Origin of the sequence: Pseudomonas sp. DR48, from assembly GCF_019823085.1 — a bacterium.
Taxonomy (GTDB): domain Bacteria; phylum Pseudomonadota; class Gammaproteobacteria; order Pseudomonadales; family Pseudomonadaceae; genus Aquipseudomonas.
On record NZ_CP081946.1, the window covers coordinates 3,221,412 to 3,246,612 of the forward strand.

The window sequence follows — 25,201 nt, forward strand, 5'->3', positions numbered from 1 at the left end:
ACACACGTGTCGACACGATGACCTGGGTGCCTTCAGCTGATGCTGCTGGTTGGTCATTGGGATACGTGGAGGCCAAACCCGACTTATTAAGGAACTATCATGTCCCAAGTCAACATGCGCGATATGCTGAAGGCCGGTGTGCACTTCGGTCACCAGACCCGTTACTGGAACCCGAAAATGGGTAAGTACATTTTCGGCGCTCGTAACAAGATTCACATCATCAACCTTGAAAAAACCCTGCCAATGTTCAACGAAGCTCTGACTTTCGTAGAACGCCTGGCCCAGGGCAAAAACAAGATTCTGTTCGTCGGCACCAAGCGTTCCGCTGGCAAGATCGTTGCTGAAGAAGCAGCACGTTGCGGTTCGCCGTACGTCGATCACCGCTGGTTGGGCGGCATGCTGACCAACTTCAAAACCATCCGTGCTTCCATCAAGCGTCTGCGTGACCTTGAAGTGCAAGCCGAAGACGGTACTTTCGCCAAGCTGACCAAGAAAGAAGCGCTGATGCGCACTCGCGATCTTGAGAAGCTCGATCGTTCCCTGGGTGGTATCAAGGATATGGGCGGTCTGCCAGACGCACTGTTCGTTATCGACGTTGATCACGAGCGCATCGCGATCACCGAAGCCAACAAGCTGGGTATCCCGGTTATCGGCGTAGTCGATACCAACAGCAGCCCGGAAGGCGTTGACTACATCATCCCAGGCAACGATGACGCAATCCGCGCTATCCAGCTGTACATGGGTTCGATGGCTGACGCTGTTATCCGCGGTCGCAACCACGTTGCTGGCGGCACCGAGCAGTTCGCTGAAGAAGCTCCGGCAGCTGCAGCTGAGTAATTAGCGCCTAGGCGTTGACTCAGTAAGCAAAAAGGGGGCTTGGCCCCCTTTTTGCCACCTCGAAAACCGTTTGTCGGTAGCGCAGCTACAGCTTCTGTAACGTGCAGCGACTTACAAAGGTGTTTCGGGAAGAATTGATCGCCCGTTCGATCGGGTGGAATGGTTGAAAACCTATCCAAGAGGAATTTTGAAATGGCAGAGATTACTGCAGCGTTGGTCAAAGAACTGCGCGAGCGTACTGGCGAAGGCATGATGGACTGCAAAAAGGCCTTGACCAAGGCTGGCGGCGACATCGAGAAAGCCATTGATGACATGCGTGCTTCGGGCGCCATCAAGGCCGCCAAGAAAGCAGGCAACGTTGCTGCTGAAGGCGCTATCGCTCTGAAAGAAGACGGTAAGTCCGCTGTTCTGCTGGAAGTGAACTCGCAGACCGACTTCCTGGCTCTGCAGGATGACTTCAAGGCATTCGTTGCTGCCAGCGTTGAAAAAGCATTCGCTGACAAGCTGACTACCGTTGAGCCTCTGATCGAAGCTCAAGAAGCTGCTCGCTTGGTACTGGTCGGCAAGGTTGGCGAAAACGTCAACATCCGTCGCCTGGTTCGCGTTGAAGGTGATGTTGTTGGTGGTTACCTGCACGGCAACAAAATCGGTGTAGCGGTTGTTCTGAAAGGCGGCAACGTAGAGCTGGCCAAAGACATCGCCATGCATGTAGCGGCCAGCAACCCTGAGTTCCTGCTGCCTTCGGAAGTTTCGGCTGAAGCGATCGAGCGTGAAAAAGCTGTGTTCCTGCAGCTGAACGAAGAAAAAATCAAAGGCAAGCCAGAAAACATTGTTGAGAACATGGTCAAAGGCCGTATCAGCAAGTTCCTGGCCGAAGCAAGCCTGGTTGAGCAGGCGTTCGTCAAGAACCCTGAAATCAAGGTTGGCGAACTGGCCAAGAAAGCCGGTGCAGAAATCGTTTCTTTCACCTACTTCAAAGTAGGCGAAGGCATCGAGAAGCCGGTCGACAACTTCGCTGAAGAAGTTGCTGCCCAGCTGGCTGCCGCCAAGCAATAAGACAGTTTTCAACTGTCGCCCTGAAGAGGCTGCCCGCTTACGCGCGCAGCCTCTTTTCAGATGGGGCACCAATTTTTAATTGGTTTCCGTTTGGAACTGGCTTACAAAGCCATGTTCCGATGGCGCTGAAGCAGCGCCAAGCTAGAGTGAACGCCAGCTGTAAACAGCTCGCAAAGAATTTTTAAAATACGCCGCAGGAGAGATTCGCAATGGCTCAGCAGGGCAGTGGTTATCAGGCTCGCTATAAACGCATTCTACTCAAGCTTAGCGGCGAGGCCCTGATGGGGTCCGAAGAGTTCGGGATCGATCCCAAGGTGCTGGATCGCATGGCACTTGAAGTCGGCCAACTGGTCGGTATCGGTGTTCAGGTCGGCCTGGTGATTGGCGGCGGCAACCTGTTTCGCGGTGCAGCGCTGAGCGCGGCCGGCATGGATCGGGTGACTGGCGACCACATGGGCATGCTGGCCACTGTGATGAACGCCTTGGCCATGCGCGACGCGCTGGAACGTGCCAATATCTCGGCTATCGTGATGTCGGCCATTTCCATGGTGGGTGTGACCGATCACTATGATCGCCGCAAAGCGATGCGTCACCTGAACGCCAAGGAAGTTGTTATTTTCGCGGCCGGTACCGGCAACCCGTTCTTCACTACGGATTCGGCAGCCTGCCTGCGTGCAATCGAAATCGACGCCGACGTTGTGCTCAAGGCGACCAAGGTCGATGGCGTTTACACTGCAGATCCATTCAAAGACCCGCATGCCGAGAAGTTCGATCATCTGACTTACGATGAAGTGCTGGATCGCAAGCTGGGCGTGATGGATCTGACGGCCATTTGCCTGTGCCGCGACCACAAGATGCCGTTGCGCGTCTTTAACATGAACAAGCCCGGCGCCCTGCTGAACATCGTGCATGGCGGCGCTGAAGGGACCCTGATCGAGGAAGGCCAACAATGATCAATGAAATCAAGAAAGACGCTCAAGAGCGTATGAAGAAATCCGTCGAGTCGCTGCTGCACAACTTCGGCCGCATTCGTACCGGCCAGGCGCACCCAAGCATTCTTGAAGGCGTGATGGTGCCATATTACGGTTCCGACACCCCGATCAAGCAAGTGGCGAACATCACCGTCAAGGACGCCCGTACCCTGCAAGTCGTTGCCTTTGAGCGCAACATGCTGGGCGCCGTCGACAAGGCCATCGGTAGCGCTGGTCTGAACCTCAACCCGACCAACCTGGGCGAGTTGTTGCTGATCTCCATGCCGGCCCTGACTGAAGAAACCCGCAAGGGCTTCACCAAGCAGGCGCGTGATGTTGCAGAAGATGCCCGTGTTGCTGTGCGCAACATCCGTCGCGATGCAAACAGCTCGTTGAAGGATCTGGTCAAGGAAAAGGAAATCAGCGAAGACGAAGAGCGTCGTGCAGCTGGCGAGATCGACGATTTGACCAAGAAGTATGTGGCTGAAATCGATGCGAATCTGGCGCAGAAAGAAAAAGACCTGATGGCCGTATAAGGGTCTCGTTTTCATGGAAAAGACTAAGCAGACTGCACCGTCCGCGGTGCCGCGCCATGTCGCGATCATCATGGATGGGAACAATCGCTGGGCGAAAAAACGCTTTATGCCTGGTGTTGCCGGTCATAAAGCGGGCGTGGATGCCGTTCGTGCGGTGATTGAGGTGTGCGCCGAGGCCAAGGTCGAGGTGTTGACGCTGTTCGCGTTCTCCAGCGAGAACTGGCAGCGCCCCGCCGATGAAGTCAGTGCCTTGATGGATCTGTTCTTCAAGGCGTTGCGTCGCGAGGCCAAGCGCCTCAACGACAACAACATCAGTCTGCGCATCATCGGTGATCGCTCGCGTTTCCATCCAGAGCTTCAGGCTGCCATGCGTGAAGCTGAAGCGATGACCGCCGGAACCAACCGCTTTGTCTTGCAGATCGCCGCCAACTACGGCGGTCAGTGGGATATTGCGCAAGCTGCGCAGCGTCTGGCGCGCGAGGTTCAGGCCGGACATCTGCGTCCGGAGGACATCACTCCCGAGTTGTTGCAGACCTGTCTGGCCACCGGCGACTTGCCGTTGCCGGACTTGTGCATCCGTACCGGGGGCGAGCACCGCATCAGTAACTTCCTGCTGTGGCAACTGGCCTACGCCGAGTTGTATTTCTCCGACCTGTTCTGGCCGGACTTCAAACACGAAGCCATGCGTAACGCACTGGCCGATTACGCTTCTCGTCAGCGCCGCTTCGGTAAAACGAGCGAGCAGATCGAGGCTGGGGCCCGCGTTTAATGCTTAAACAACGAATCATCACCGCGCTGATCCTGCTGCCGATCGCTTTGTGCGGGTTTTTCCTGCTCGAAGGCACAGGCTTTGCGCTGTTCATCGGGCTGGTCGTGACCCTCGGCGCGTGGGAGTGGGCTCGCCTGGCAGGCTTCACCGCCCAGCCGATGCGCATCGCCTACGCGGTCGTGGTCGCTTTCATCCTGTTCATCATGCACATCCTGCCGGGGCTCGCGCCCTGGGTCCTGGGCGCTTCGGTGCTTTGGTGGGGTGTTGCGACGTATCTGGTGCTGACTTACCCGCATTCCAGCGAGCATTGGGCCAGTGCCGCCTGCAAACTGGTGATCGGTTTGTTGATCCTGTTGCCGGCCTGGCAAGGTCTGGTCCAGATCAAGCAGGAGCCTTTGGGTAACTGGTTGATCATGGCGGTGATGGTGCTCGTCTGGGGGGCCGATATCGGCGCGTATTTCTCCGGTCGGGCCTTCGGCAAGCGCAAGCTGGCGCCGCAGGTCAGTCCCGGCAAGAGCTGGGAAGGTGTGTACGGTGGCTTGCTGCTGAGTCTGGTGTTGGCAGCGATCGTTGGCATAGCGCGGGATTGGAGTTTCGTACAGATACTGCTGGGTCTTTTGGGTGCGGCGGTAATTGTGTTCATCTCGGTGGTGGGCGACCTCACCGAGAGCATGTTCAAGCGTCAGTCGGGGATCAAGGACAGCAGTAATCTGCTGCCAGGGCACGGCGGCGTGCTGGATCGAATCGACAGCCTGACGGCCGCGATCCCGGTATTCGCCGTGCTGTTGTGGATGGCCGCACCGTGAGCCGCCCACAGCAGATTACCGTTCTGGGGGCCACGGGCTCGATTGGTCTGAGCACGCTTGATGTGATCGCTCGCCATCCGGAGCGCTATCAGGTTTTCGCCTTGAGCGGGTTCTCCCGCCTGAGTGAGTTGCTGGCCTTGTGCGTGCGTCATACGCCGCGATTTGCCGTCGTGCCGCAAGCGGACGCTGCCCGAACCCTGCAGGACGACTTGCGCGCTGCCGGTCTTTCGACCCGCGTGCTGGTGGGGGAGGAAGGCCTGTGTCAGGTCGCTGCCGATCCCGAGGTCGATGCGGTCATGGCGGCCATCGTCGGTGCGGCGGGCTTGCGTCCGACCCTGGCGGCGGTCGAGGCTGGCAAGAAGATCCTGCTGGCCAACAAAGAAGCGCTGGTGATGTCCGGTGCTCTGTTCATGCAGGCCGTGCGCAAAAGCGGTTCGGTGCTGCTGCCGATCGACAGTGAACACAACGCGATTTTCCAGTGCATGCCGCAGGATTTCGCCCGTGGGCTTGGCGCAGTCGGTGTGCGTCGGATTCTGCTGACAGCCTCTGGCGGTCCGTTCCGACAGACGCCGTTGGCCGAACTGGCGCATGTTTCCCCTGAGCAAGCGTGCGCCCACCCGAACTGGTCCATGGGGCGCAAGATTTCGGTCGATTCGGCCAGCATGATGAACAAAGGGCTCGAACTGATCGAAGCCTGCTGGTTGTTTGATGCCAGGCCATCCCAGGTCGAGGTCGTCATTCACCCTCAAAGCGTGATTCATTCGCTGGTCGACTATATCGATGGTTCGGTGCTGGCGCAGTTGGGCAACCCCGACATGCGCACACCGATTGCCAATGCCCTGGCCTGGCCTGAGCGGATCGATTCGGGTGTAGCGCCGCTGGATCTGTTCGCCATCGCTCGCCTGGACTTCCAGGCCCCCGATGAAGTGCGTTTCCCTTGCCTGCGCCTTGCGCGTCAGGCGGCCGAGGCTGGCAACAGCGCTCCGGCGATGCTTAATGCAGCCAATGAAGTGGCTGTGGCGGCGTTTCTCGACGGACGGGTTCGCTATCCGGAAATCGCGAGTATCATCGAAGAAGTGTTAAACCTCGAACCTGTTGTGGCGGTGAATGATCTCGAGGCAGTGTTCACGGCGGACGCGAAAGCGCGAGAGCTCGCCGGGCAATGGTTGAGTCGTCACGGGCGATAAGTGCTGAAATACGTTGCCCCATGCAGCACTGGATAGGATTGCGGAGAAAGTAGATGAGCGCGCTCTATATGATTGTCGGCACCCTGGTAGCCTTGGGCGTGCTGGTCACCTTCCACGAGTTCGGCCATTTCTGGGTCGCGCGTCGCTGTGGGGTCAAAGTGCTGCGTTTCTCCGTGGGTTTTGGCCTTCCACTGCTGCGCTGGCACGACAAGAAAGGCACCGAGTTCGTGGTGGCTGCCATTCCTCTGGGCGGCTACGTCAAGATGCTCGACGAGCGCGAAGGCGAAGTGCCGGCTGATCAGCTCGATCAAGCTTTCAATCGCAAATCCGTCCGGCAGCGCATTGCCATCGTGGCGGCTGGCCCGATTGCCAACTTTCTGTTGGCAATGGTGTTTTTCTGGGTGCTGGCCATGCTCGGCAGCCAGCAGGTGCGTCCGGTCATTGGCGCGGTCGAGTCGGGTAGCATTGCCGCGCAGGCCGGTTTGAGCGCGGGTCAGGAAATCATTGCCATCGACGGCGAGCCGACTTCCGGCTGGGCTGCGGTGAATCTGCAACTGGTTCGGCGCCTGGGCGAAAGCGGCTCTCTTCAATTGTTGGTGCACGAGCAGGGCTCCACGGCGGATTCGCCTCGTGAGCTGATGCTGAACAAATGGCTCAAGGGTGCAGACGAGCCGGATCCCATCCGCTCGTTGGGTATTCGTCCTTGGCGTCCGGCGTTGCCGCCGGTGTTGGCCGAGCTGGATCCGAAAGGACCGGCGCAGGCAGCGGGCCTGAAAACCGGTGATCGGCTGCTGAGCCTTGATGGCAAGGCCCTCGATGACTGGCAGCAAGTGGTGGATACGGTGCGTATGCATCCTGATACCAAAATCATGCTGCGCGTCGACCGTGATGGTGCTCAAATCGACGTCCCAGTGACTCTGGCCGCTCGCGGCGAGAGCAAGGCACCCACCGGTTATATGGGCGCCGGGGTCAAAGCAGTCGATTGGCCACCAGAGATGATCCGCGAAGTCAGTTTCGGTCCTGTGGCCGCGATTGGGGAGGGCGCTCGGCGTACCTGGACCATGAGCGTACTGACCCTCGATTCACTCAAGAAAATGTTGTTCGGTGAGCTCTCGGTAAAAAACTTGAGTGGACCGATAACCATTGCTAAAGTGGCGGGCGCTTCTGCCCAGTCGGGCGTCGCTGATTTCCTGAATTTCCTTGCTTATCTGAGTATTAGCCTGGGGGTTCTGAATTTGTTGCCTATTCCTGTACTGGATGGGGGGCATTTGTTGTTTTATCTGATCGAGTGGACGCGTGGTCGTCCCTTGTCGGATCGGGTGCAGGGTTGGGGGATACAGATCGGTATCAGTTTAGTGGTCGGGGTGATGTTGCTTGCTCTGGTCAATGATTTGGGCCGTCTGTAACACTTCGCTGAATTGCGAATCTGCCGCATTTTGCGGCAGTTTGTTTATTGCCAGTTGGAATAAGAAAGGACTTCATGAAACGTCTGCTGCTAACTGCGGTTCTCACCGTATTGATGATCGCCGAAGTTCACGCCGAGTCCTTCACTATCTCTGATATTCGCGTCAATGGCCTCCAGCGGGTCTCCGCGGGTAGCGTCTTTGGTGCTTTGCCGTTAAACGTCGGTGAACAGGCGGATGATCGTCGCCTGGTGGAATCCACTCGTGCGCTGTTCAAAACCGGGTTCTTTCAAGATATCCAGCTGGGCCGTGAAGGCAACGTCCTGGTCATCACTGTAGTCGAGCGTCCATCGGTCGCCAGTATCGAGATCGAGGGTAACAAGGCGATCTCCACTGAAGACCTGATGAAGGGCCTCAAACAATCCGGCCTGGCCGAAGGCGAGATCTTCCAGCGAGCCACCCTCGAAGGTGTTCGTAACGAGCTGCAGCGCCAATATGTCGCCCAGGGTCGCTACTCGGCTACCGTCGACACCGAAGTGGTGCCGCAGCCGCGTAACCGCGTTGCCCTGAAGGTCAATATCAACGAAGGCACCGTTGCTGCTATCCAGCACATCAACGTGGTGGGTAACACGGTCTTCCCTGATGAGGACCTGATCGACCTGTTCGAACTCAAGACCACCAACTGGTTGTCGTTCTTCAAGAACGACGACAAGTACGCTCGTGAAAAGCTCTCCGGTGACCTGGAGCGTCTGCGCTCCTACTATCTGGACCGTGGCTATATCAACATGGATATCGCTTCGACCCAGGTGTCCATCACCCCGGACAAGAAACACGTCTACATCACTGTCAACGTCAACGAAGGCGAGAAATACACCGTTCGTGACGTCAAGCTGAGCGGCGACCTGAAAGTCCCTGAAGACCAGGTCAAGTCGCTGTTGCTGGTTCAGAAAGGCCAGGTGTTCTCGCGCAAGCTGATGACCACCACGTCCGAACTGATCACCCGTCGTCTGGGTAACGAGGGCTACACCTTCGCCAACGTCAGCGGCGTGCCTCAGCCTCACGATGAAGACCACACAGTTGACATCACTTTCGCTGTCGATCCGGGCAAGCGTGCTTACGTCAACCGTATCAACTTCCGTGGCAACACCAAGTCCGAAGACGAAGTGCTGCGCCGCGAAATGCGTCAGATGGAAGGCGGCTGGGCTTCGACCTACCTGATCGACCAATCCAAGACCCGTCTTGAACGCCTGGGCTTCTTCAAGGAAGTCAACGTCGAAACCCCGGCTGTACCGGGCGTCGATGACCAGGTTGACGTGAACTACAGCGTTGAAGAACAAGCTTCCGGTTCGATCACTGCCAGCGTCGGCTTTGCCCAGAGCGCCGGTCTGATCCTCGGCGGTTCGATCACCCAGAACAACTTCCTGGGTACGGGTAACAAGGTCAGTATCGGCTTGACCCGCAGCCAATACCAAAGCCGTTATAACTTCGGTTATGTCGACCCGTACTGGACTGCCGATGGCGTCAGCCTGGGTTACAACGCGTTCTATCGCACCACCGACTACAAAGACCTTGATGTCAACGTAGCGAGCTACGCCGTAGACAGCCTGGGTGCAGGTGTCAGCGTTGGTTATCCGATCAGCGAGACGTCGCGTCTGACGTTTGGTTTGTCTGCGCAACAAGACAAGATCAAGACCGGTCTCTACACCGTCGACGAAATCTTCGACTTCGTTAACCAGCAAGGTGATCAGTACCTCAACTTCAAGGCATCGGCCGGTTGGTCTGAATCCACCTTGAACAAAGGTGTACTGGCAACCCGTGGTCACTCCCAGAGCTTGACCGCGGAAGCCACGACGCCGGGCAGCGATTTGTCGTTCTTCAAACTCGATTACCGTGGTCAGTTGTTCCAGCCGCTGTCTGAAAACTACACCATGCGCCTCCATACCGAGCTGGGTTATGGCGATGGTTATGGTGATACCGATGGCTTGCCGTTCTATGAAAACTACTATGCTGGTGGTTTCAACTCGGTTCGTGGTTTCAAGGACAGTACCCTTGGGCCTCGTAGTACGCCGAGCCGGGGCGTGAACCCGGGCACCGCAGTCGACCCGGACCAGAAGCCACTGCCGTTTGGTGGTAACGTTCTGATTCAAGGTGGGGTAGAAGTTCTGTTCCCGATGCCGTTCGTGAAAGATCAGCGTTCCTTGCGCACTTCGGTATTCTGGGACGTAGGTAACGTGTTCGATTCGACTTGCAAGCAGAGCACTAACGCCGATGGCTCGAAGTCCAACACTCAGTGTAATGACGTCAGCTTGAGCAATATGGCCAGTTCGGTGGGTGTCGGTGTGACATGGGTTACCGCCCTTGGTCCGTTGAGCTTCGCCTTGGCGATGCCAGTCAAGAAGCCGGACAGCAATGCCGAGACTCAAGTGTTCCAATTCTCCCTCGGCCAGACGTTCTAAGCGTCTGACCCAAGATAACGACAATGGATTTTGTAGGAGTGCATCGTGCGTAAGTTGACTCAATTGGTTCTCCTGGCAACCTTATTGGTAGCAGGTCCGGCTTTTGCCGACATGAAAATCGCCGTTCTGAACTATCAGATGGCGCTGCTGGAATCCGATGCGGCCAAGAAATACGCTGTGGATGCCGAGAAGAAGTTTGGCCCGCAACTGACCAAGCTCAAGACGCTGGAAAGCAGTGCCAAAGGCATTCAGGACCGTCTGATGGCCGGTGGCGACAAGATGCAGCAAGGCGAGCGTGAACGCCTTGAACTCGAGTTCAAGCAAAAGGCCCGTGACTTCCAGTTCCAGTCCAAGGAACTGAACGAAGCCAAAGCCGTTGCCGACCGTGAAATGCTGAAGCAGCTCAAGCCGAAACTGGACAGCGCTGTGGAAGAAGTCATCAAGAAAGGTGCTTTTGACCTGGTCTTCGAGCGTGGCGCAGTGATTGATGTCAAACCTCAGTACGACATCACTCGCCAGGTTATCGAGCGCATGAATCAGCTGAAGTAATCCATGACAGCGACTATAAAGCTCGGCCAGTTGGCCGAGTTCCTTGGCGCCACGCTACGTGGCGACCCGGAGAAAGAAATTACTGGGCTAGCCACTTTGCAAGAGGCTGGCCCAGCTCAGTTGAGCTTTCTCGCAAATCCCCAATACCGTAAATACCTGGTGGACTGCCGGGCCGCAGCCCTGTTGCTGAAGGCCGCTGACGCAGAAGGTTTTGTCGGTGATGCCCTGGTGGTGCCTGATCCGTATCTGGCCTACGCGCGAATTTCCCATCTGTTCGATCCCAAGCCCAAGGCGCCTGCCGGTATTCACCCGACAGCCGTCGTGGCCACGGACGCAGTGGTTGATCCGGCGGCGAGCATCGGTGCTTTTGCCGTAATCGAAAGCCAGGCGCGTATCGCTGCGGGTGTGACCATCGGAGCGCATTGCTTCATTGGTGCCCGTTGCGAAATTGGCGAAGGCGGCTGGCTGGCTCCGCGGGTCACGCTGTACCACGACGTTCGTATCGGCAAACGGGTCGTGATTCAGTCCGGTGCCGTGCTCGGTGGCGAAGGCTTCGGCTTTGCCAACGAAAAAGGTGTCTGGCAGAAAATCGCTCAGATTGGCGGCGTTCTGGTCGGTGATGACGTGGAGATTGGCGTGAATACCGCTATCGACCGCGGCGCACTGGCCGATACCGTTCTGGGTAATGGCGTGAAGCTCGACAACCAGATTCAGATCGCCCACAACGTGCAGGTCGGTGATCACACTGCAATGGCAGCGTGCGTCGGGATTTCCGGCAGCACCAAAATCGGCAAGCACTGCATGCTCGCCGGTGGTGTCGGGCTGGTGGGGCATATCGAAATTTGCGACAACGTTTTTATCACCGGGATGACCATGGTGACCCACTCGATTACCGAAAAGGGATCCTACTCTTCCGGTACGGCGATGCAACCAGCGGCCGAATGGCGCAAAAGCGCGGCCCGTATCCGTCAGCTCGACGACATCGCGCGACGTTTGCGACAGCTGGAAAAGCGTGTGGGGGAAGTGACCCCTGACGGTAATGCTTCATCAGATGGCTGATACCATTTCCATATCAAGTGTGCACAGCCGCTAGACTGCCTCCTTGATTTGCTAGAGGGGCGCGCGTCAGTCGCGCGCTTCCAATCTTTACATAGGCTTCCCCCCGAAATGATGGACATCAACGAGATTCGCGAATACCTGCCCCACCGTTACCCGTTCCTGCTGGTGGACCGAGTCGTGGAACTGGATGTGGAAGGCAAGCGCATTCGCGCCTACAAGAATGTCAGCATCAACGAACCGTTCTTCAATGGTCACTTTCCTGCGCATCCAATCATGCCAGGCGTGTTGATCATCGAAGCGATGGCTCAGGCTGCCGGTATCCTTGGCTTCAAAATGCTCGACGTGAAGCCCGCCGACGGTACGCTTTACTACTTCGTCGGTTCCGACAAGCTGCGTTTTCGCCAGCCCGTCACCCCAGGCGATCAGTTGATCCTCGAAGCCCGCTTCATCAGCTGCAAGCGTCAGATCTGGAAGTTCGAGTGCCAGGCTTCGGTCGATGGCAAGCCAGTCTGCTCCGCTGAAATCATCTGCGCGGAACGCAAACTATGAGTTTGATTGACCCTCGCGCAATCATCGATCCGACGGCCATTCTGGCCGACGACGTTGAGGTCGGCCCTTGGTCGATCGTCGGCGCAGGTGTGGAAATCGGCGAGGGTACGGTGATCGGGCCGCATGTAATTCTCAAGGGCCCGACCCGAATCGGTAAGCATAACCGCATCTACCAGTTTTCTTCGGTAGGTGAGGACACGCCCGATTTGAAATACAAAGGTGAAGAAACCCGCCTGGTCATCGGTGACCACAACGTCATCCGTGAAGGCGTGACGATTCACCGCGGGACCATTCAAGACCGCTCGGAAACGACACTGGGTGATCACAACCTGATCATGGCCTATGCCCACATCGGTCATGACAGCGTTATTGGCAATCACTGCATCCTGGTCAACAACACCGCGTTGGCAGGTCATGTGCACGTCGAAGACTGGGCGATCCTGTCCGGTTTTACCCTGGTTCACCAGTATTGCCACATTGGCGCCCACAGCTTTTCCGGCATGGGCACCGCCATCGGCAAGGACGTTCCCGCCTATGTCACGGTGTTTGGCAACCCCGCCGAAGCCCGCAGCATGAACTTTGAAGGCATGCGCCGTCGTGGTTTCAGCGAAGACGCGATCCATGCCCTGCGTCGTGCCTATAAGGTGGTTTACCGCCAGGGCCTGACGGTCGAGCAGGCGCTCGCCGAGCTGGCCGAGCCTTCGGATCAGTTCCCGGAAGTCGCGGTGTTCCGTGATTCCATCCAGTCTTCGACCCGCGGCATCACTCGTTAATCATGGCCAATCTGCGTATTGCACTGGTGGCGGGTGAGGCTTCCGGTGACATTCTGGGCGCCGGTCTCATGCGCGCACTCAAAGCTCAGCATCCGGCCGTGGAATTCATCGGTGTCGGTGGTCCGCTGATGCAGGCCGAAGGCCTGGTCTCGTATTTCCCGATGGAACGGCTTTCGGTCATGGGGTTGGTGGAAGTGCTCGGCCGGCTTCGCGAATTGCTCAAGCGTCGCAAGCAGCTGATCGCCGACCTGATCGCCGAGAAACCGGACGTGTTCATCGGTATCGATGCCCCGGATTTCAACCTCAATATCGAACTCAAGCTGCGTCAGGCCGGGATCAAGACCGTGCATTACGTCAGCCCGTCGGTCTGGGCCTGGCGGCAGAAGCGGGTGCTGAAGATTCGCGAAGGTTGCGACCTGATGCTGACGCTGTTCCCGTTCGAAGCCAAATTCTACGAAGAGAAGGGCGTACCGGTGCGATTTGTCGGGCATTCGCTCGCCGACGCCATCCCGCTGCAAGCCGATCGCGCCGCCGCACGGGCAGAACTCGGTCTGCCGGACGGGCCGCTGGTCGCGTTGATGCCGGGCAGCCGTGGCGGTGAGGTCGGCCGTCTCGGTGCGTTGTTCCTCGATACCGCCCAGCGCCTGCGTGCGATGCGTCCCGGCGTTCGGTTCGTCATGCCGTGCGCCAGTCCTGAGCGCCGCGCGCAGCTGGAAGCGTTGCTGGTTGGCCGCGATCTGCCGTTGACCTTGCTTGACGGCAAATCCCATCTGGCCCTGGCTGCGTGCGATGCGGTGTTGATCGCTTCCGGAACCGCGACCCTTGAAGCGTTGTTGTACAAGCGTCCGATGGTGGTTGCCTATCGACTGGCGCCGCTGACGTTCTGGATTCTCAAGCGCATGGTGAAAAGCCCTTACGTTTCCCTGCCGAACTTGCTGGCCCAGCGTCTGTTGGTGCCCGAGTTGTTGCAGGACGATGCGACGGTCGAAGCGTTGGCCAAGACCCTTTCGCCATTGATCGACGGCGGCGAAGAGCAGACGCGTGGCTTCGACGAAATTCACCGGACCTTGCGTCTGGATGCCTCCAACCAGGCTGCGGATGCAGTGCTGAAACTGATTGGCCAAGTACAATGAGTAAGACAAGCATGCAGATGGGGCTGGATTTCAACTTGGTCGCTGAAGTGGAAGATTTGGTTGCCGGTGTCGACGAAGTCGGTCGCGGTCCGCTCTGCGGTGCCGTGGTCACGGCTGCGGTGATTCTTGATCCGAATCGGCCGATTCTCGGCTTGAACGATTCGAAGAAGCTCACCGAAGCCCGTCGCGAAAAGCTCTACGACGAGATCTGCGAAAAAGCCCTGAGCTGGTGCATCGCCCGGGCCGAAGTCGAAGAAATTGACCAGTTGAATATCCTCCACGCCACGATGCTGGCCATGCAGCGCGCCATCGAAGGCCTGCACATTCAGCCGAAGCTGGCGATGATTGATGGCAACCGTTGCCCGAAACTGTCCATGCGCGCCGAAGCGGTGGTGCAGGGCGACGGCAAGGTGCCGGCCATCGCGGCGGCATCGATTCTGGCCAAGGTCAGCCGCGACCGTGAAATGGCGGCGTTCGAACTGATTTACCCGGGTTACGGGATCGGCGGCCACAAAGGCTACCCGACGCCCGTTCATCTGGAAGCGCTGGCCCGATTGGGGCCGACGCCGATTCACCGTCGCTCGTTCGCCCCGGTACGCCTGGCTTACGAAGCCCGTGAAAACCTGATCGAGAGTTAGTCGCAAGGCTGATGTTTTTGCCAAGGCCCGGTACAATCCGGGCCTTGTTGTTTTCACGTTACTGGACAGGATCACTATGCCGGCTTCATTCGTTCACCTACGCCTGCACACTGAATACTCCCTGGTCGACGGTCTGGTGCGGATCAAACCGCTGGTCAAGACCCTGGTCGGCATGAACATGCCTGCCGTGGCAGTTACCGACCAGAACAACATGTGTTCCCTGGTCAAATTCTACAAAGCAGCCATGGGCGCCGGCATCAAGCCGATTTGCGGCGCCGACCTGTGGCTGTCGAACAAGGATCCGGACAATGCCCTGAGCCGGATCAGCCTGTTGGCGATGAACGCCGTCGGCTACCGCAATCTCACCGAACTGATCTCCCGTGGTTTCATCGATGGCCAGCGCAATGGCTCGGTCATCATTGAGCGCGAGTGGGTGGCTGAAGCCAGTGAAGGCTTGATCATGCTGTCGGCGGCAAAAGAAGGCGAGATCGGTCTGGCCATGCTCAGTGGCAACCCCGCTGAAGCAGAAAAACTGGCGCGTGAATGGATGGAGGTGTTCCCGGATCGTTTCTACCTGGAGATCCAGCGCACCAATCGCCCCAACGATGAAGAGCAGTTGCACGGCGCCGTAGCCCTGGCCGCGAAGATTGGTGCGCCGCTGGTGGCGACCAACGATGTGCGCTTCATCAAGCAGGAAGACTTTGCCGCTCACGAAACCCGCGTATGCATCGGTGAGGGCCGTGCCCTCGACGATCCGCGGCGTTCGAAGAACTACAGCGATCAGCAATACCTCAAAAGCGCCGAAGAAATGGCGGAGTTGTTCAGCGACATTCCCGAGGCGCTGGAAAACACCGTTGAGATCGCCAAGCGCTGCAACATTGAAGTGAAGCTGGGCACTCACTTCCTGCCCAACTTCCCGATCCCTGATGGCATGACCATCGACGAGTATTTCCGCAAGGTTTCGTTCGATGGTCTGGAAGAACGCCTCAGTGTTCTGCTGCCCAAAGACACCACCGAAGACTACGAAGCCAAGCGTCAGGTCTACGTTGACCGGCTGAATTTCGAACTGGATATCATCATCCAGATGGGCTTCCCCGGTTACTTCCTGATCGTGATGGACTTCATCCAGTGGGCCAAGAGCAATGGCGTGCCGGTGGGTCCTGGCCGGGGGTCGGGTGCCGGCTCGCTGGTGGCCTATGTGCAGAAGATTACCGACCTCGACCCGCTTGAATATGACCTGCTCTTCGAACGTTTCCTTAACCCGGAACGGGTATCCATGCCCGACTTCGACGTCGACTTCTGCATGGACGGGCGTGACCGGGTGATCGATTACGTGGCCGAAAAATACGGTCGCAACGCGGTAAGCCAGATCATCACCTTCGGTTCCATGGCCGCCAAGGCTGTGGTCCGTGACGTGGCGCGGGTACAGGGCAAGTCCTACGGGCTGGCGGATCGTCTGTCGAAGATGATTCCGTTCGAAGTCGGCATGACCCTGGAAAAAGCCTACGAGCAGGAAGAGATCCTGCGTGACTTCATCAAGGTCGATGAAGAAGCCGCCGAAATCTGGGAAATGGCGCGCAAGCTGGAAGGCGTGGTGCGTAACGTCGGTAAACACGCCGGTGGCGTGGTTATCGCGCCGACCAAGCTGACGGACTTCTCGCCGATTTATTGCGATGAGGCCGGTGACGGCCTGGTGACCCAGTTCGACAAGGACGACGTTGAGGCTGCCGGTCTGGTGAAGTTCGACTTCCTGGGTCTGCGGACCCTGACGGTTATCGACTGGGCACTCAAAACCATCAACCGCGATCGCGCCAAGGTGGATGAGCCGCCACTGGACATCGCGTTCATCCCGCTGGATGACAAACCGACTTATCAACTGCTGCAAAAAGCTGAAACCACTGCGGTGTTCCAGCTCGAGTCGCGCGGCATGAAAGAGCTGATCAAAAAGCTCAAGCCCGACTGCCTGGAAGACTTGATCGCACTGGTGGCCCTGTTCCGTCCGGGCCCGTTGCAATCGGGCATGGTGGACGACTTCATCAACCGTAAGCACGGTCGCGCCGAACTTGCGTACCCGCACTCGGACTACCAGTACGAAGGCCTCAAGCCGGTTCTGGCACCGACTTACGGCATCATCCTGTATCAGGAACAGGTGATGCAGATTGCCCAGGTCATGGCCGGCTACACCCTCGGCGGCGCGGACATGCTGCGTCGAGCCATGGGTAAGAAAAAACCGGAAGAAATGGCCAAGCAGCGCGGCGGTTTCATTGAAGGTTGCAAGACCAACAATATCGACGCCGACCTTGCCGGTAACATTTTCGACCTGGTAGAGAAATTCGCCGGTTACGGCTTCAACAAATCCCACTCCGCCGCTTACGGCCTGGTGTCGTACCAGACGGCATGGCTGAAAACGCACTATCCGGCGCCATTCATGGCCGCGGTGCTTTCTGCGGATATGCACAACACCGACAAGGTCGTGACCTTGATCGAAGAAATTCGCACCATGAAGCTGCGTCTCGACGCGCCGGATGTGAATACCTCGGAGTTCAAGTTCACGGTGAACGACGAAGGCCGCATCATTTACGGCCTCGGCGCGATCAAGGGTGTGGGTGAAGGGCCGGTCGAGGCGATCACCGAGGCGCGTCAGGACGGGCCGTTCAAGGACCTGTTCGATTTCTGCGCCCGTGTCGACCTCAAGCGGATCAACAAGCGCACCCTGGACGGTTTGATCCGCAGCGGTGCACTGGATCGTCTGGGCCCATGCTTCCACGACGAACCCAAAGCCTATCAAGCCAGCATTGACCAGAACCGCGCGATCCTGCTGAACGCGATGGAAGGGGCGATCAAGGCTGCCGAACAAACCGCTCGCACCCACGACAGCGGCCATGCCGACTTGTTTGGCGGGCTGTTTGTCGAGGCAGACGCCGACGTCTACGCCAGTCACCGCAAGGCCAAGGAGTTGACGCTCAAGGAACGCCTGAAAGGGGAGAAAGACACCCTGGGCCTGTACCTGACCGGTCACCCGATCGACGAATACGAAGGTGAAATCCGCCGTTTCGCCCGTCAGCGCATCATTGACCTGAAGCCGGCTCGCGATACGCAGACTGTCGCGGGGATGATCATCGCCCTGCGGGTGATGAAGAACAAAAAGGGCGACAAGATGGGCTTCATCACCCTTGATGATCGCTCCGGACGAATCGAAGCTTCGCTGTTCGCCGACGCGTTCCATTCGGCGCAATCGCTGTTGCAGACCGATGCGATGGTGGTGGTCGAGGGCGAGGTCAGCAACGACGACTTTTCCGGCGGCTTGCGCCTGCGGGTCAAGCGGGTGATGAGCATGGAAGATGCGCGCACCAATCTTGCTGAAAGCCTGCGCCTGAAGCTGCAGACCAAGGATTTGAAGGGCGATCAGCTACGCTGGCTGGGTGAGCTGTTCAAGCGTCACCGCGGTGCGTGCCCGATCACCATGGAGTACACGAGCCCCGAAGCGAAGGCCTTGCTGCAGTTCGGCGAGACCTGGCGAATCGATCCGGCGGATGCGTTGATTCAAGCCCTGCGTGACCAGTTCGGGCGAGACAACGTCTTCCTCCAATACCGTTGACGGTCAGGTGCCGCTCTCCCGAAAAGGAGCCGCTCTGATCTCGACCCAATTTTTAATCTCGACCTGAACGCGCCTGTCCCTTAAGGTAGGGCGCGAATAGACAACCGGCCGGCCCAAGCTCACTTGGACGTCGACCCAAGACGGACGCCTATGAACCCGAATTTTCTAGATTTCGAACAGCCGATCGCCGACCTGCAAGCCAAGATCGAAGAGTTGCGCTTGGTCGGTAACGACAATTCGCTGAATATCGGCGATGAGATCTCCCGCCTGCAGGACAAAAGCAGCACGCTGACCGAAGACATTTTCGGCAAGCTGACCAGCTGGCAGATCGCACGTCTGGCGCGTCACCCGAAACGTCCATATACCCTGGACTACATCGAACACATCTTCACCGAGTTCGACGAATTGCACGGCGACCGTCACTTCTCCGACGACGCTGCAATCGTGGGCGGCATTGCCCGTCTGGACGATCAGCCGGTGATGATCATCGGTCACCAGAAAGGCCGTGAAGTGCGCGAGAAGGTTCGCCGCAACTTCGGCATGCCGCGTCCGGAAGGCTACCGCAAGGCGTGCCGCCTGATGGAAATGGCTGAACGCTTCAAAATGCCGATCCTGACCTTCATCGACACCCCGGGTGCCTATCCAGGTATTGACGCTGAAGAACGCAACCAGAGCGAAGCGATTGCCTGGAACCTGCGCGTCATGGCTCGCCTGAAAACCCCAATCATCGCCACCGTGATCGGTGAGGGTGGTTCCGGTGGCGCTCTGGCGATCGGCGTTTGCGATCAGTTGAACATGCTGCAGTATTCGACCTACGCGGTGATCTCGCCGGAAGGTTGCGCCTCCATTCTGTGGAAAACCGCGGAGAAGGCGCCGGATGCAGCGGAAGCGATGGGCATCACCGCCGAGCGCCTGAAAGGCCTGGGTATCGTGGACAAAGTGATCGGTGAACCTCTGGGTGGCGCGCACCGCGACCCGGCCGCCGCCGCTGCATCGATCCGTGCCGAGCTGAGCTCGCAACTGGCGATGCTGAAGAAGTTCGACAACGAGGCGCTGCTGGCCCGTCGTTACGAGCGTCTGATGAGCTACGGTCTCTAAGCCGCGCGCGCAATACCCATGTGGGAGCGAGCCTGCTCGCGATGAGGGTTTAACATTCAACGAATCAGTTGGCCGTTAAACCGCAATCGCGAGCAGGCTCGCTCCCACATTTGATTTGTGCAAAGGGATAGATATGGATCAGCCCTCAAATGATTTGCCTTCCCGGCTGCTGCTGAATCTAGCCCCTTGGCGCAACGCCCTGGCCTGGCACATCGCCTTCTCCGGCGGCCTCGACTCCACCGTCCTGCTGCACCTGCTCGCCCATCTCGCAAAATCTCAATCCCTGCCGGCGCTGAGCGCCCTCCATGTTCATCACGGCCTTCAGGCTGCGGCTGATGCGTGGCCGCAACATTGCCAATCCGTCTGTGATGCCCTGGGGGTGCCGTTACAGGTGGTTCATGTTCAGGTGCAACACGGCGCCAGTCTCGAGCGTGTCGCGCGGGATGCGCGATATGGCGCGTTCCTGGGGGGTACTCAAGCCAATGAGGTGATGCTGACCGCTCAGCATCGTGACGATCAGGCGGAAACCCTGTTGTTCCGGTTGTTACGCGGGGCAGGGGTGAGAGGTTTGTCGGGGATGCCTCGCGAGCGCGTGCTGGGCCGCGGGCACCTTGTTCGTCCATTGCTGGATGTGGCGCGCGCCGAGCTTGAGGCTTACGCGACCGAGCATCGACTGAGCTGGATCGAGGACCCTTCGAATCAGGATCGGCATTTCTCGCGCAATTACCTGCGGCATCAGGTGTTTCCGGTGCTGACCGAGCGCTGGCCGCAAGCGGTGACGACGATGGCGCGCAGCGCTGCGCACTTGAGCGAAGCACAGGGCTTGCTCGATGAGCTGGCAAATATCGACCTGGCCAGCGCCAGCACTGTCAGCGATTTCGATTGGCTGGGTTTACCGTCTCTGGAGCTGGCGCCGCTTGCTGCACTTTCCGCGGCGCGCCAACGCAATGCCCTGAGTCACTGGCTCGCCGCGCTCACGCCGATGCCGGATAGCGACCATTGGTCGGGTTGGGAAAATTTGCGCGATGCGACCGGCGATGCGTGTCCGATCTGGCGGCTGGGGCAGGGTGAGCTGCATCGGTCCGGCGGGCGGATCTGGTGGCTGTCGGGCTGCTGGCTTGGCCATCCGTCCTCTGCGGTCGAGTGGACTGATCCTTCAGCCGCACTGGATTTGCCGAATAACGGCACGGTGATGTTCACCGGTCTGAGCCCCGATGGCCCGCTGCAAATCCGCTATCGTAAAGGAGGTGAGGTCATGCACCTGCCCGAACGTGGGCACCGGGATCTCAAGCGTTTGCTCAACGAACGAGGTGTTCCGGCCTTCGTCCGTGGCAGATTGCCGCTGGTCTTTCGCGCCGGGCAATTGCTGGCGGTGGCCGGCGTGCCGGGCTTGAATGGCAGCGTGCAAGACGGCTGGGATTTGCATTGGCAGCCACCGCACGAAGATCAAGGTTTGAGCTGAAAGGGGCTTTCCGGTAGACTACGCTCCCTTCTTGATACAACTTCTGTGGATTCGCCTGAATTGCAGGAGTTGCCGATTACCAAGCAGTCTTTGCTGGGCGATTCCAAAAAATGTGTAGCGAGCAACGTACCGGTGTTTCATCTGCCGGTCTGTCCCAACGCGGCGGTTTTTTTGAAAGGTGCACTGTGATTAATGCAGGTGATCGGGGGCTTCGGCCTTCCTTCGCTTTCCCCGGCGGCTCGGACCGCTTTAACGCAGACTTCTAGGGTTTTTCATGACGCGCTACATATTCGTCACGGGCGGTGTTGTTTCTTCATTGGGGAAAGGCATTGCCTCGGCTTCATTGGCGGCCATCCTGGAGGCGCGGGGACTTAAGGTCACCATGCTGAAGCTGGACCCGTACATCAACGTTGACCCGGGCACCATGAGCCCGTTCCAGCACGGTGAAGTGTTCGTCACCCACGACGGCGCCGAGACCGACCTGGACCTGGGCCACTACGAGCGGTTCATCCGCACGACCATGACCCAGAACAACAACTTCACCACTGGCCGTGTCTACGAACACGTCCTGCGCAAAGAGCGCCGTGGTGATTATCTGGGCGCCACCATTCAGGTGATCCCGCACATTACCGATGAAATCAAGCGCCGGATCATCAAGGGCGCCGGCGATGCCGACGTGGCCATGGTCGAAATCGGTGGCACCGTAGGTGACATCGAGTCTCAACCGTTCCTCGAAGCCATCCGCCAATTGCGTTTCGAAGTTGGTGCCAAGCGCGCGATGCTGATGCACCTGACGCTGGTGCCGTACATCGCCACTGCCGGCGAAACCAAGACCAAGCCGACCCAGCATTCGGTCAAGGAACTGCGTTCCATCGGCCTGCAGCCAGACGTGCTGGTGTGCCGTTCCGATCACCCGATCGACATCTCGTCGCGTCGCAAGATCGCGCAATTCACCAACGTTGAAGAACGTGCGGTGATCGCGCTGGAAGACGCCGACACCATCTACAAGATCCCGGGCATCCTGCATTCCCAGGGCCTGGATGATTTCGTCGTCGAGCGTTTCGGCCTGCAATGCGGCAGCGCCGATCTGTCCGAGTGGGAAGCTGTGGTTGACGCCAAGCTGAACCCGGAACACGAAGTCACCATCGCGATGGTCGGCAAGTACATGGAGCTGCTGGACGCCTACAAGTCGCTGATCGAAGCGATGAGTCACGCCGGCATCAGCAACCGTACCAAGGTCAACCTGCGCTACATCGATTCCGAAGACATCGAAAACCAGGGCACCGCGCTGCTGGAAGGTGTTGACGCGATCCTCGTACCGGGCGGCTTCGGTCTGCGTGGCGTTGAAGGCAAGATCACTGCCGTTCAATACGCTCGCGAAAACAAGGTTCCGTACCTGGGCATCTGCCTGGGCATGCAAGTGGCCGTGATCGAGTTCGCTCGTAACGTGCTGGGCTGGAAAGACGCGAACTCCACCGAGTTCGATCGTGCCAGCGGTCACCCGGTCGTGGGTCTGATCACCGAGTGGGAAGATGCCACCGGCGCCGTCGAGACCCGTACCGAATCGTCCGACCTGGGCGGCACCATGCGCCTTGGCGCACAGGATTGCCTGCTTGAGAAGGGCTCTCTGGTGCACGATTGCTACGCCAAGGACGTGATCGTCGAGCGTCACCGTCACCGCTACGAAGTGAACAACAACCTGCTGCCGCAGATCATGGCTGCCGGTCTGAAAATCTCCGGTCGTTCCGGCGATGGTGCGTTGGTTGAAGTGGTTGAAGCACCGGATCATCCATGGTTCGTCGCTTGCCAGTTCCACCCTGAGTTCACTTCGACACCTCGTGACGGTCACCCGTTGTTCAGCGGTTTCGTTAAAGCAGCTTTGGTTCAACACCAGAAGAAGGCGTAAATACGATGGCGCAGAAGATCATCCGTGTAGGCGATATCGAGATTGCCAACGACAAGCCAATGGTGCTGTTCGGTGGCATGAACGTGCTGGAAAGCCGCGACATGGCGATGCAGGTCTGCGAAGAGTACGTAAAGGTTACCGAGAAACTCGGTATCCCTTATGTGTTCAAGGCCAGCTTCGACAAGGCCAACCGTTCCTCCGTGACCTCTTACCGTGGCCCCGGCCTGGAAGAGGGCATGCGGATCTTCCAGGACATCAAGCAAGCCTTCGGCGTGCCGATCATCACCGACGTCCACGAGCCTTACCAGGCAGCGGTCGTCGCTGAAGTCTGCGACATCATCCAGCTGCCGGCCTTCCTGTCGCGCCAGACCGACCTCGTGGTCGCGATGGCCAAGACTGGCGCGGTGATCAACATCAAGAAAGCCCAGTTCCTCGCGCCTCAGGAAATGAAACACATCCTGAACAAGTGCGTGGAAGCGGGTAACGATCAGTTGATCCTCTGCGAACGCGGTTCGAGCTTCGGCTACAACAACCTGGTCGTCGACATGCTTGGCTTCGGCATCATGAAGCAGTTCGAATACCCGGTATTCTTCGACGTGACCCACGCGCTGCAAATGCCCGGCGGTCGCTCCGATTCCGCTGGCGGTCGTCGCGCCCAGGTCCTCGATCTGGCCAAGGCTGGCATGAGCCAGTCCCTGGCCGGTCTGTTCCTCGAAGCGCACCCGGATCCGGATAACGCCAAATGCGATGGCCCTTGTGCCTTGCGCCTGGACAAACTGGAGCCATTCCTGGCCCAGCTCAAAGCTCTGGACGAACTGGTGAAGAGTTTTCCGACGGTAGAGACCGCGTAAACCTCATTTCTCCGGTAAAGTACCGCACGATTTGTTGCTCAGGCCCTCGGGCCTGAGCCTTATCGTCCGCAAGTCTGCCCGCTGCACATCACTTGCCGACGGTAAAAGATTTCCTCTAGCTGCGTCGTTTTCGTCAACTTTGGAGTGTTTACAACAATGGCAAAAATCGTCGACATCAAAGGTCGTGAAGTTCTCGACTCCCGTGGCAATCCCACCGTGGAAGCGGACGTGCTTCTCGATAACGGCATCATCGGTAGCGCTTGCGCGCCGTCCGGTGCTTCCACTGGCTCGCGTGAAGCGCTCGAGCTGCGTGATGGCGACAAGAGCCGTTACCTGGGCAAAGGCGTGCTCAAAGCCGTCGCCAACATCAACGGTCCGATCCGCGACCTGTTGAAAGGTACAGACCCAAGCGACCAGAAAGCGCTGGATCACGCGATGATCAAGCTCGACGGTACTGAAAACAAAGGCTCCCTGGGCGCCAACGCGATCCTCGCCGTTTCCCTGGCCGCGGCCAAGGCAGCAGCACAGGACCAGGACCTGCCGCTGTACGCGCACATCGCCAACCTGAACGGCACCCCGGGTGTCTACTCGATGCCGGTTCCGATGATGAACATCATCAACGGTGGCGAGCACGCCGATAACAACGTCGACATCCAGGAATTCATGGTTCAGCCGGTTGGCGCCAAGTCTTTCTCGGAAGGTCTGCGCATGGGCACCGAGATTTTCCATCACCTCAAGGCTGTGCTGAAGGCCCGTGGCCTGAGCACTGCAGTTGGCGACGAAGGCGGTTTCGCACCGAACCTGGCTTCCAACGAAGACGCTTTGAAAGTGATTTCGGAGGCGGTGGCAAACGCTGGTTACAAGCTGGGCACCGACGTGACCCTGGCGCTGGACTGCGCGGCGAGCGAGTTCTACGAAGACGGTAAATACAATCTGTCCGGCGAAGGTCAGGTGTTCACCGCTGAAGGTTTCGCCGACTACCTCAAAGGCCTGACCGAGCGTTACCCGATCATCTCCATCGAAGATGGCCTGGACGAGTCCGATTGGGCTGGCTGGAAAATCCTCACCGACAAGATCGGCGAGAAAACCCAGCTGGTGGGCGACGACCTGTTCGTGACCAACACCAAGATCCTGAAAGAAGGCATCGATAAAAAGATCGCCAACTCGATCCTGATCAAGTTCAACCAGATCGGCACCCTGACCGAAACCCTGGAAGCCATCCAGATGGCCAAGGCTGCTGGTTACACTGCCGTCATCTCGCACCGCTCCGGCGAAACCGAAGATTCGACCATTGCCGACCTCGCCGTGGGCACCTCGGCTGGCCAGATCAAGACCGGCTCCCTGTGCCGTTCCGACCGCGTTTCCAAGTACAACCAACTGCTGCGTATCGAAGAGCAGTTGCAGGGTAAAGCCAAGTACAACGGCCGCAGCGAGTTCCGCGGTTAATTGCTACATGGTAAAAAGACAAAGGATTGTGTCGGAAATATCGCGACAGCGATGGATTTGCCACTAATCTGATGCCTTAAGAGCACAAGCCTGGTTCTTCCAGGCTTCGTGCTATCAG

The 25,201-nt window shown here is 58.3% G+C and carries 21 protein-coding genes; all 21 read left to right on the forward strand.

The window, feature by feature from the left end:
* Positions 1–99: 99 nt before the first annotated feature.
* The 21 genes from rpsB (at position 100) to eno (ending at position 25,083) form a co-directional block, all read left to right on the forward strand.
* Positions 100–837 (forward strand): 30S ribosomal protein S2, encoded by a 738-nt coding sequence (gene rpsB / locus K5K95_RS14445; RefSeq protein WP_090187835.1) that lies wholly within the window; start codon positions 100–102, stop codon positions 835–837.
* Positions 838–1,029: 192 nt separating this feature from the next.
* A complete protein-coding gene (gene tsf / locus K5K95_RS14450; protein WP_181079258.1) occupies positions 1,030–1,893 on the forward strand; it encodes a translation elongation factor Ts in 864 nt (287 codons plus the stop codon).
* Between the two features lie 209 nt (positions 1,894–2,102).
* A complete protein-coding gene (gene pyrH / locus K5K95_RS14455; RefSeq protein ID WP_003172271.1) occupies positions 2,103–2,846 on the forward strand; it encodes a UMP kinase in 744 nt (247 codons plus the stop codon).
* Entirely contained in the window at positions 2,843–3,400 is a 558-nt protein-coding gene (gene frr / locus K5K95_RS14460) for a ribosome recycling factor (RefSeq protein WP_090187830.1), read from the forward strand. The genes pyrH and frr overlap by 4 nt, the downstream gene beginning before the upstream one ends.
* 13 nt (positions 3,401–3,413) lie before the next feature.
* Positions 3,414–4,169 (forward strand): polyprenyl diphosphate synthase, encoded by a 756-nt coding sequence (uppS, locus tag K5K95_RS14465; RefSeq protein ID WP_222589971.1) that lies wholly within the window; start codon positions 3,414–3,416, stop codon positions 4,167–4,169.
* Entirely contained in the window at positions 4,169–4,975 is an 807-nt protein-coding gene (locus tag K5K95_RS14470; RefSeq protein ID WP_222589972.1) for a phosphatidate cytidylyltransferase, read from the forward strand. The genes uppS and K5K95_RS14470 overlap by 1 nt, the downstream gene beginning before the upstream one ends.
* Positions 4,972–6,162, forward strand: coding sequence for a 1-deoxy-D-xylulose-5-phosphate reductoisomerase (gene ispC, locus K5K95_RS14475; protein WP_222589973.1), 1,191 nt, complete (start codon positions 4,972–4,974; stop codon positions 6,160–6,162). The genes K5K95_RS14470 and ispC overlap by 4 nt, the downstream gene beginning before the upstream one ends.
* A gap of 53 nt (positions 6,163–6,215) precedes the next feature.
* Positions 6,216–7,568 (forward strand): sigma E protease regulator RseP, encoded by a 1,353-nt coding sequence (gene rseP / locus K5K95_RS14480; RefSeq protein WP_222589974.1) that lies wholly within the window; start codon positions 6,216–6,218, stop codon positions 7,566–7,568.
* Between the two features lie 74 nt (positions 7,569–7,642).
* Entirely contained in the window at positions 7,643–10,021 is a 2,379-nt protein-coding gene (gene bamA / locus K5K95_RS14485) for an outer membrane protein assembly factor BamA (RefSeq protein ID WP_222589975.1), read from the forward strand.
* Between the two features lie 45 nt (positions 10,022–10,066).
* A complete protein-coding gene (locus tag K5K95_RS14490) occupies positions 10,067–10,570 on the forward strand; it encodes an OmpH family outer membrane protein (protein WP_007949341.1) in 504 nt (167 codons plus the stop codon).
* Positions 10,571–10,573: 3 nt separating this feature from the next.
* Positions 10,574–11,629: a UDP-3-O-(3-hydroxymyristoyl)glucosamine N-acyltransferase gene (lpxD, locus tag K5K95_RS14495; RefSeq protein WP_222589976.1), complete on the forward strand. Its 1,056-nt coding sequence runs from the start codon at positions 10,574–10,576 to the stop codon at positions 11,627–11,629.
* A gap of 108 nt (positions 11,630–11,737) precedes the next feature.
* On the forward strand, positions 11,738–12,178 hold the full coding sequence (gene fabZ / locus K5K95_RS14500) for a 3-hydroxyacyl-ACP dehydratase FabZ (RefSeq protein ID WP_017336708.1): 441 nt from the start codon (positions 11,738–11,740) through the stop codon (positions 12,176–12,178).
* Positions 12,175–12,951 (forward strand): acyl-ACP--UDP-N-acetylglucosamine O-acyltransferase, encoded by a 777-nt coding sequence (gene lpxA, locus K5K95_RS14505; RefSeq protein ID WP_090187807.1) that lies wholly within the window; start codon positions 12,175–12,177, stop codon positions 12,949–12,951. The genes fabZ and lpxA overlap by 4 nt, the downstream gene beginning before the upstream one ends.
* 2 nt (positions 12,952–12,953) lie before the next feature.
* Positions 12,954–14,084: a lipid-A-disaccharide synthase gene (gene lpxB, locus K5K95_RS14510; protein WP_222589977.1), complete on the forward strand. Its 1,131-nt coding sequence runs from the start codon at positions 12,954–12,956 to the stop codon at positions 14,082–14,084.
* Positions 14,085–14,095: 11 nt separating this feature from the next.
* Positions 14,096–14,722, forward strand: coding sequence for a ribonuclease HII (rnhB, locus tag K5K95_RS14515; RefSeq protein ID WP_222590344.1), 627 nt, complete (start codon positions 14,096–14,098; stop codon positions 14,720–14,722).
* 76 nt (positions 14,723–14,798) lie between these two features.
* The gene (dnaE, locus tag K5K95_RS14520) at positions 14,799–18,320 is read left to right on the forward strand and encodes a DNA polymerase III subunit alpha (protein WP_222589978.1); all 3,522 of its coding nucleotides are present in this window, start codon (positions 14,799–14,801) and stop codon (positions 18,318–18,320) included.
* A gap of 150 nt (positions 18,321–18,470) precedes the next feature.
* Positions 18,471–19,418 carry an acetyl-CoA carboxylase carboxyltransferase subunit alpha gene (locus K5K95_RS14525; RefSeq protein WP_010462799.1) on the forward strand — a complete coding sequence of 316 codons (948 nt, stop codon included), beginning with the start codon at positions 18,471–18,473 and terminating at the stop codon, positions 19,416–19,418.
* A 133-nt stretch (positions 19,419–19,551) separates the two neighbouring features.
* The gene (tilS, locus tag K5K95_RS14530) at positions 19,552–20,880 is read left to right on the forward strand and encodes a tRNA lysidine(34) synthetase TilS (protein ID WP_222589979.1); all 1,329 of its coding nucleotides are present in this window, start codon (positions 19,552–19,554) and stop codon (positions 20,878–20,880) included.
* A gap of 274 nt (positions 20,881–21,154) precedes the next feature.
* Entirely contained in the window at positions 21,155–22,786 is a 1,632-nt protein-coding gene (locus K5K95_RS14535; protein WP_222589980.1) for a CTP synthase, read from the forward strand.
* A 5-nt stretch (positions 22,787–22,791) separates the two neighbouring features.
* Positions 22,792–23,637 (forward strand): 3-deoxy-8-phosphooctulonate synthase, encoded by an 846-nt coding sequence (kdsA, locus tag K5K95_RS14540; RefSeq protein WP_222589981.1) that lies wholly within the window; start codon positions 22,792–22,794, stop codon positions 23,635–23,637.
* Between the two features lie 156 nt (positions 23,638–23,793).
* On the forward strand, positions 23,794–25,083 hold the full coding sequence (gene eno / locus K5K95_RS14545) for a phosphopyruvate hydratase (RefSeq protein WP_090187791.1): 1,290 nt from the start codon (positions 23,794–23,796) through the stop codon (positions 25,081–25,083).
* The last annotated feature ends 118 nt before the right edge of the window (positions 25,084–25,201 follow it).

Bases quoted from the DNA above. Each gene is read 5' to 3' on its own strand.
- rpsB (WP_090187835.1), top strand. From the start codon at position 100: ATGTCCCAAGTCAACATGCGCGATATGCTGAAGGCCGGTGTGCACTTC.
- tsf (WP_181079258.1), top strand. From the start codon at position 1,030: ATGGCAGAGATTACTGCAGCGTTGGTCAAAGAACTGCGCGAGCGTACT.
- pyrH (WP_003172271.1), top strand. From the start codon at position 2,103: ATGGCTCAGCAGGGCAGTGGTTATCAGGCTCGCTATAAACGCATTCTA.
- frr (WP_090187830.1), top strand. From the start codon at position 2,843: ATGATCAATGAAATCAAGAAAGACGCTCAAGAGCGTATGAAGAAATCC.
- uppS (WP_222589971.1), top strand. From the start codon at position 3,414: ATGGAAAAGACTAAGCAGACTGCACCGTCCGCGGTGCCGCGCCATGTC.
- K5K95_RS14470 (WP_222589972.1), top strand. From the start codon at position 4,169: ATGCTTAAACAACGAATCATCACCGCGCTGATCCTGCTGCCGATCGCT.
- rseP (WP_222589974.1), top strand. From the start codon at position 6,216: ATGAGCGCGCTCTATATGATTGTCGGCACCCTGGTAGCCTTGGGCGTG.
- bamA (WP_222589975.1), top strand. From the start codon at position 7,643: ATGAAACGTCTGCTGCTAACTGCGGTTCTCACCGTATTGATGATCGCC.
- lpxD (WP_222589976.1), top strand. From the start codon at position 10,574: ATGACAGCGACTATAAAGCTCGGCCAGTTGGCCGAGTTCCTTGGCGCC.
- fabZ (WP_017336708.1), top strand. From the start codon at position 11,738: ATGATGGACATCAACGAGATTCGCGAATACCTGCCCCACCGTTACCCG.
- lpxA (WP_090187807.1), top strand. From the start codon at position 12,175: ATGAGTTTGATTGACCCTCGCGCAATCATCGATCCGACGGCCATTCTG.
- lpxB (WP_222589977.1), top strand. From the start codon at position 12,954: ATGGCCAATCTGCGTATTGCACTGGTGGCGGGTGAGGCTTCCGGTGAC.
- rnhB (WP_222590344.1), top strand. From the start codon at position 14,096: ATGCAGATGGGGCTGGATTTCAACTTGGTCGCTGAAGTGGAAGATTTG.
- dnaE (WP_222589978.1), top strand. From the start codon at position 14,799: ATGCCGGCTTCATTCGTTCACCTACGCCTGCACACTGAATACTCCCTG.
- K5K95_RS14525 (WP_010462799.1), top strand. From the start codon at position 18,471: ATGAACCCGAATTTTCTAGATTTCGAACAGCCGATCGCCGACCTGCAA.
- tilS (WP_222589979.1), top strand. From the start codon at position 19,552: ATGGATCAGCCCTCAAATGATTTGCCTTCCCGGCTGCTGCTGAATCTA.
- K5K95_RS14535 (WP_222589980.1), top strand. From the start codon at position 21,155: ATGACGCGCTACATATTCGTCACGGGCGGTGTTGTTTCTTCATTGGGG.
- kdsA (WP_222589981.1), top strand. From the start codon at position 22,792: ATGGCGCAGAAGATCATCCGTGTAGGCGATATCGAGATTGCCAACGAC.
- eno (WP_090187791.1), top strand. From the start codon at position 23,794: ATGGCAAAAATCGTCGACATCAAAGGTCGTGAAGTTCTCGACTCCCGT.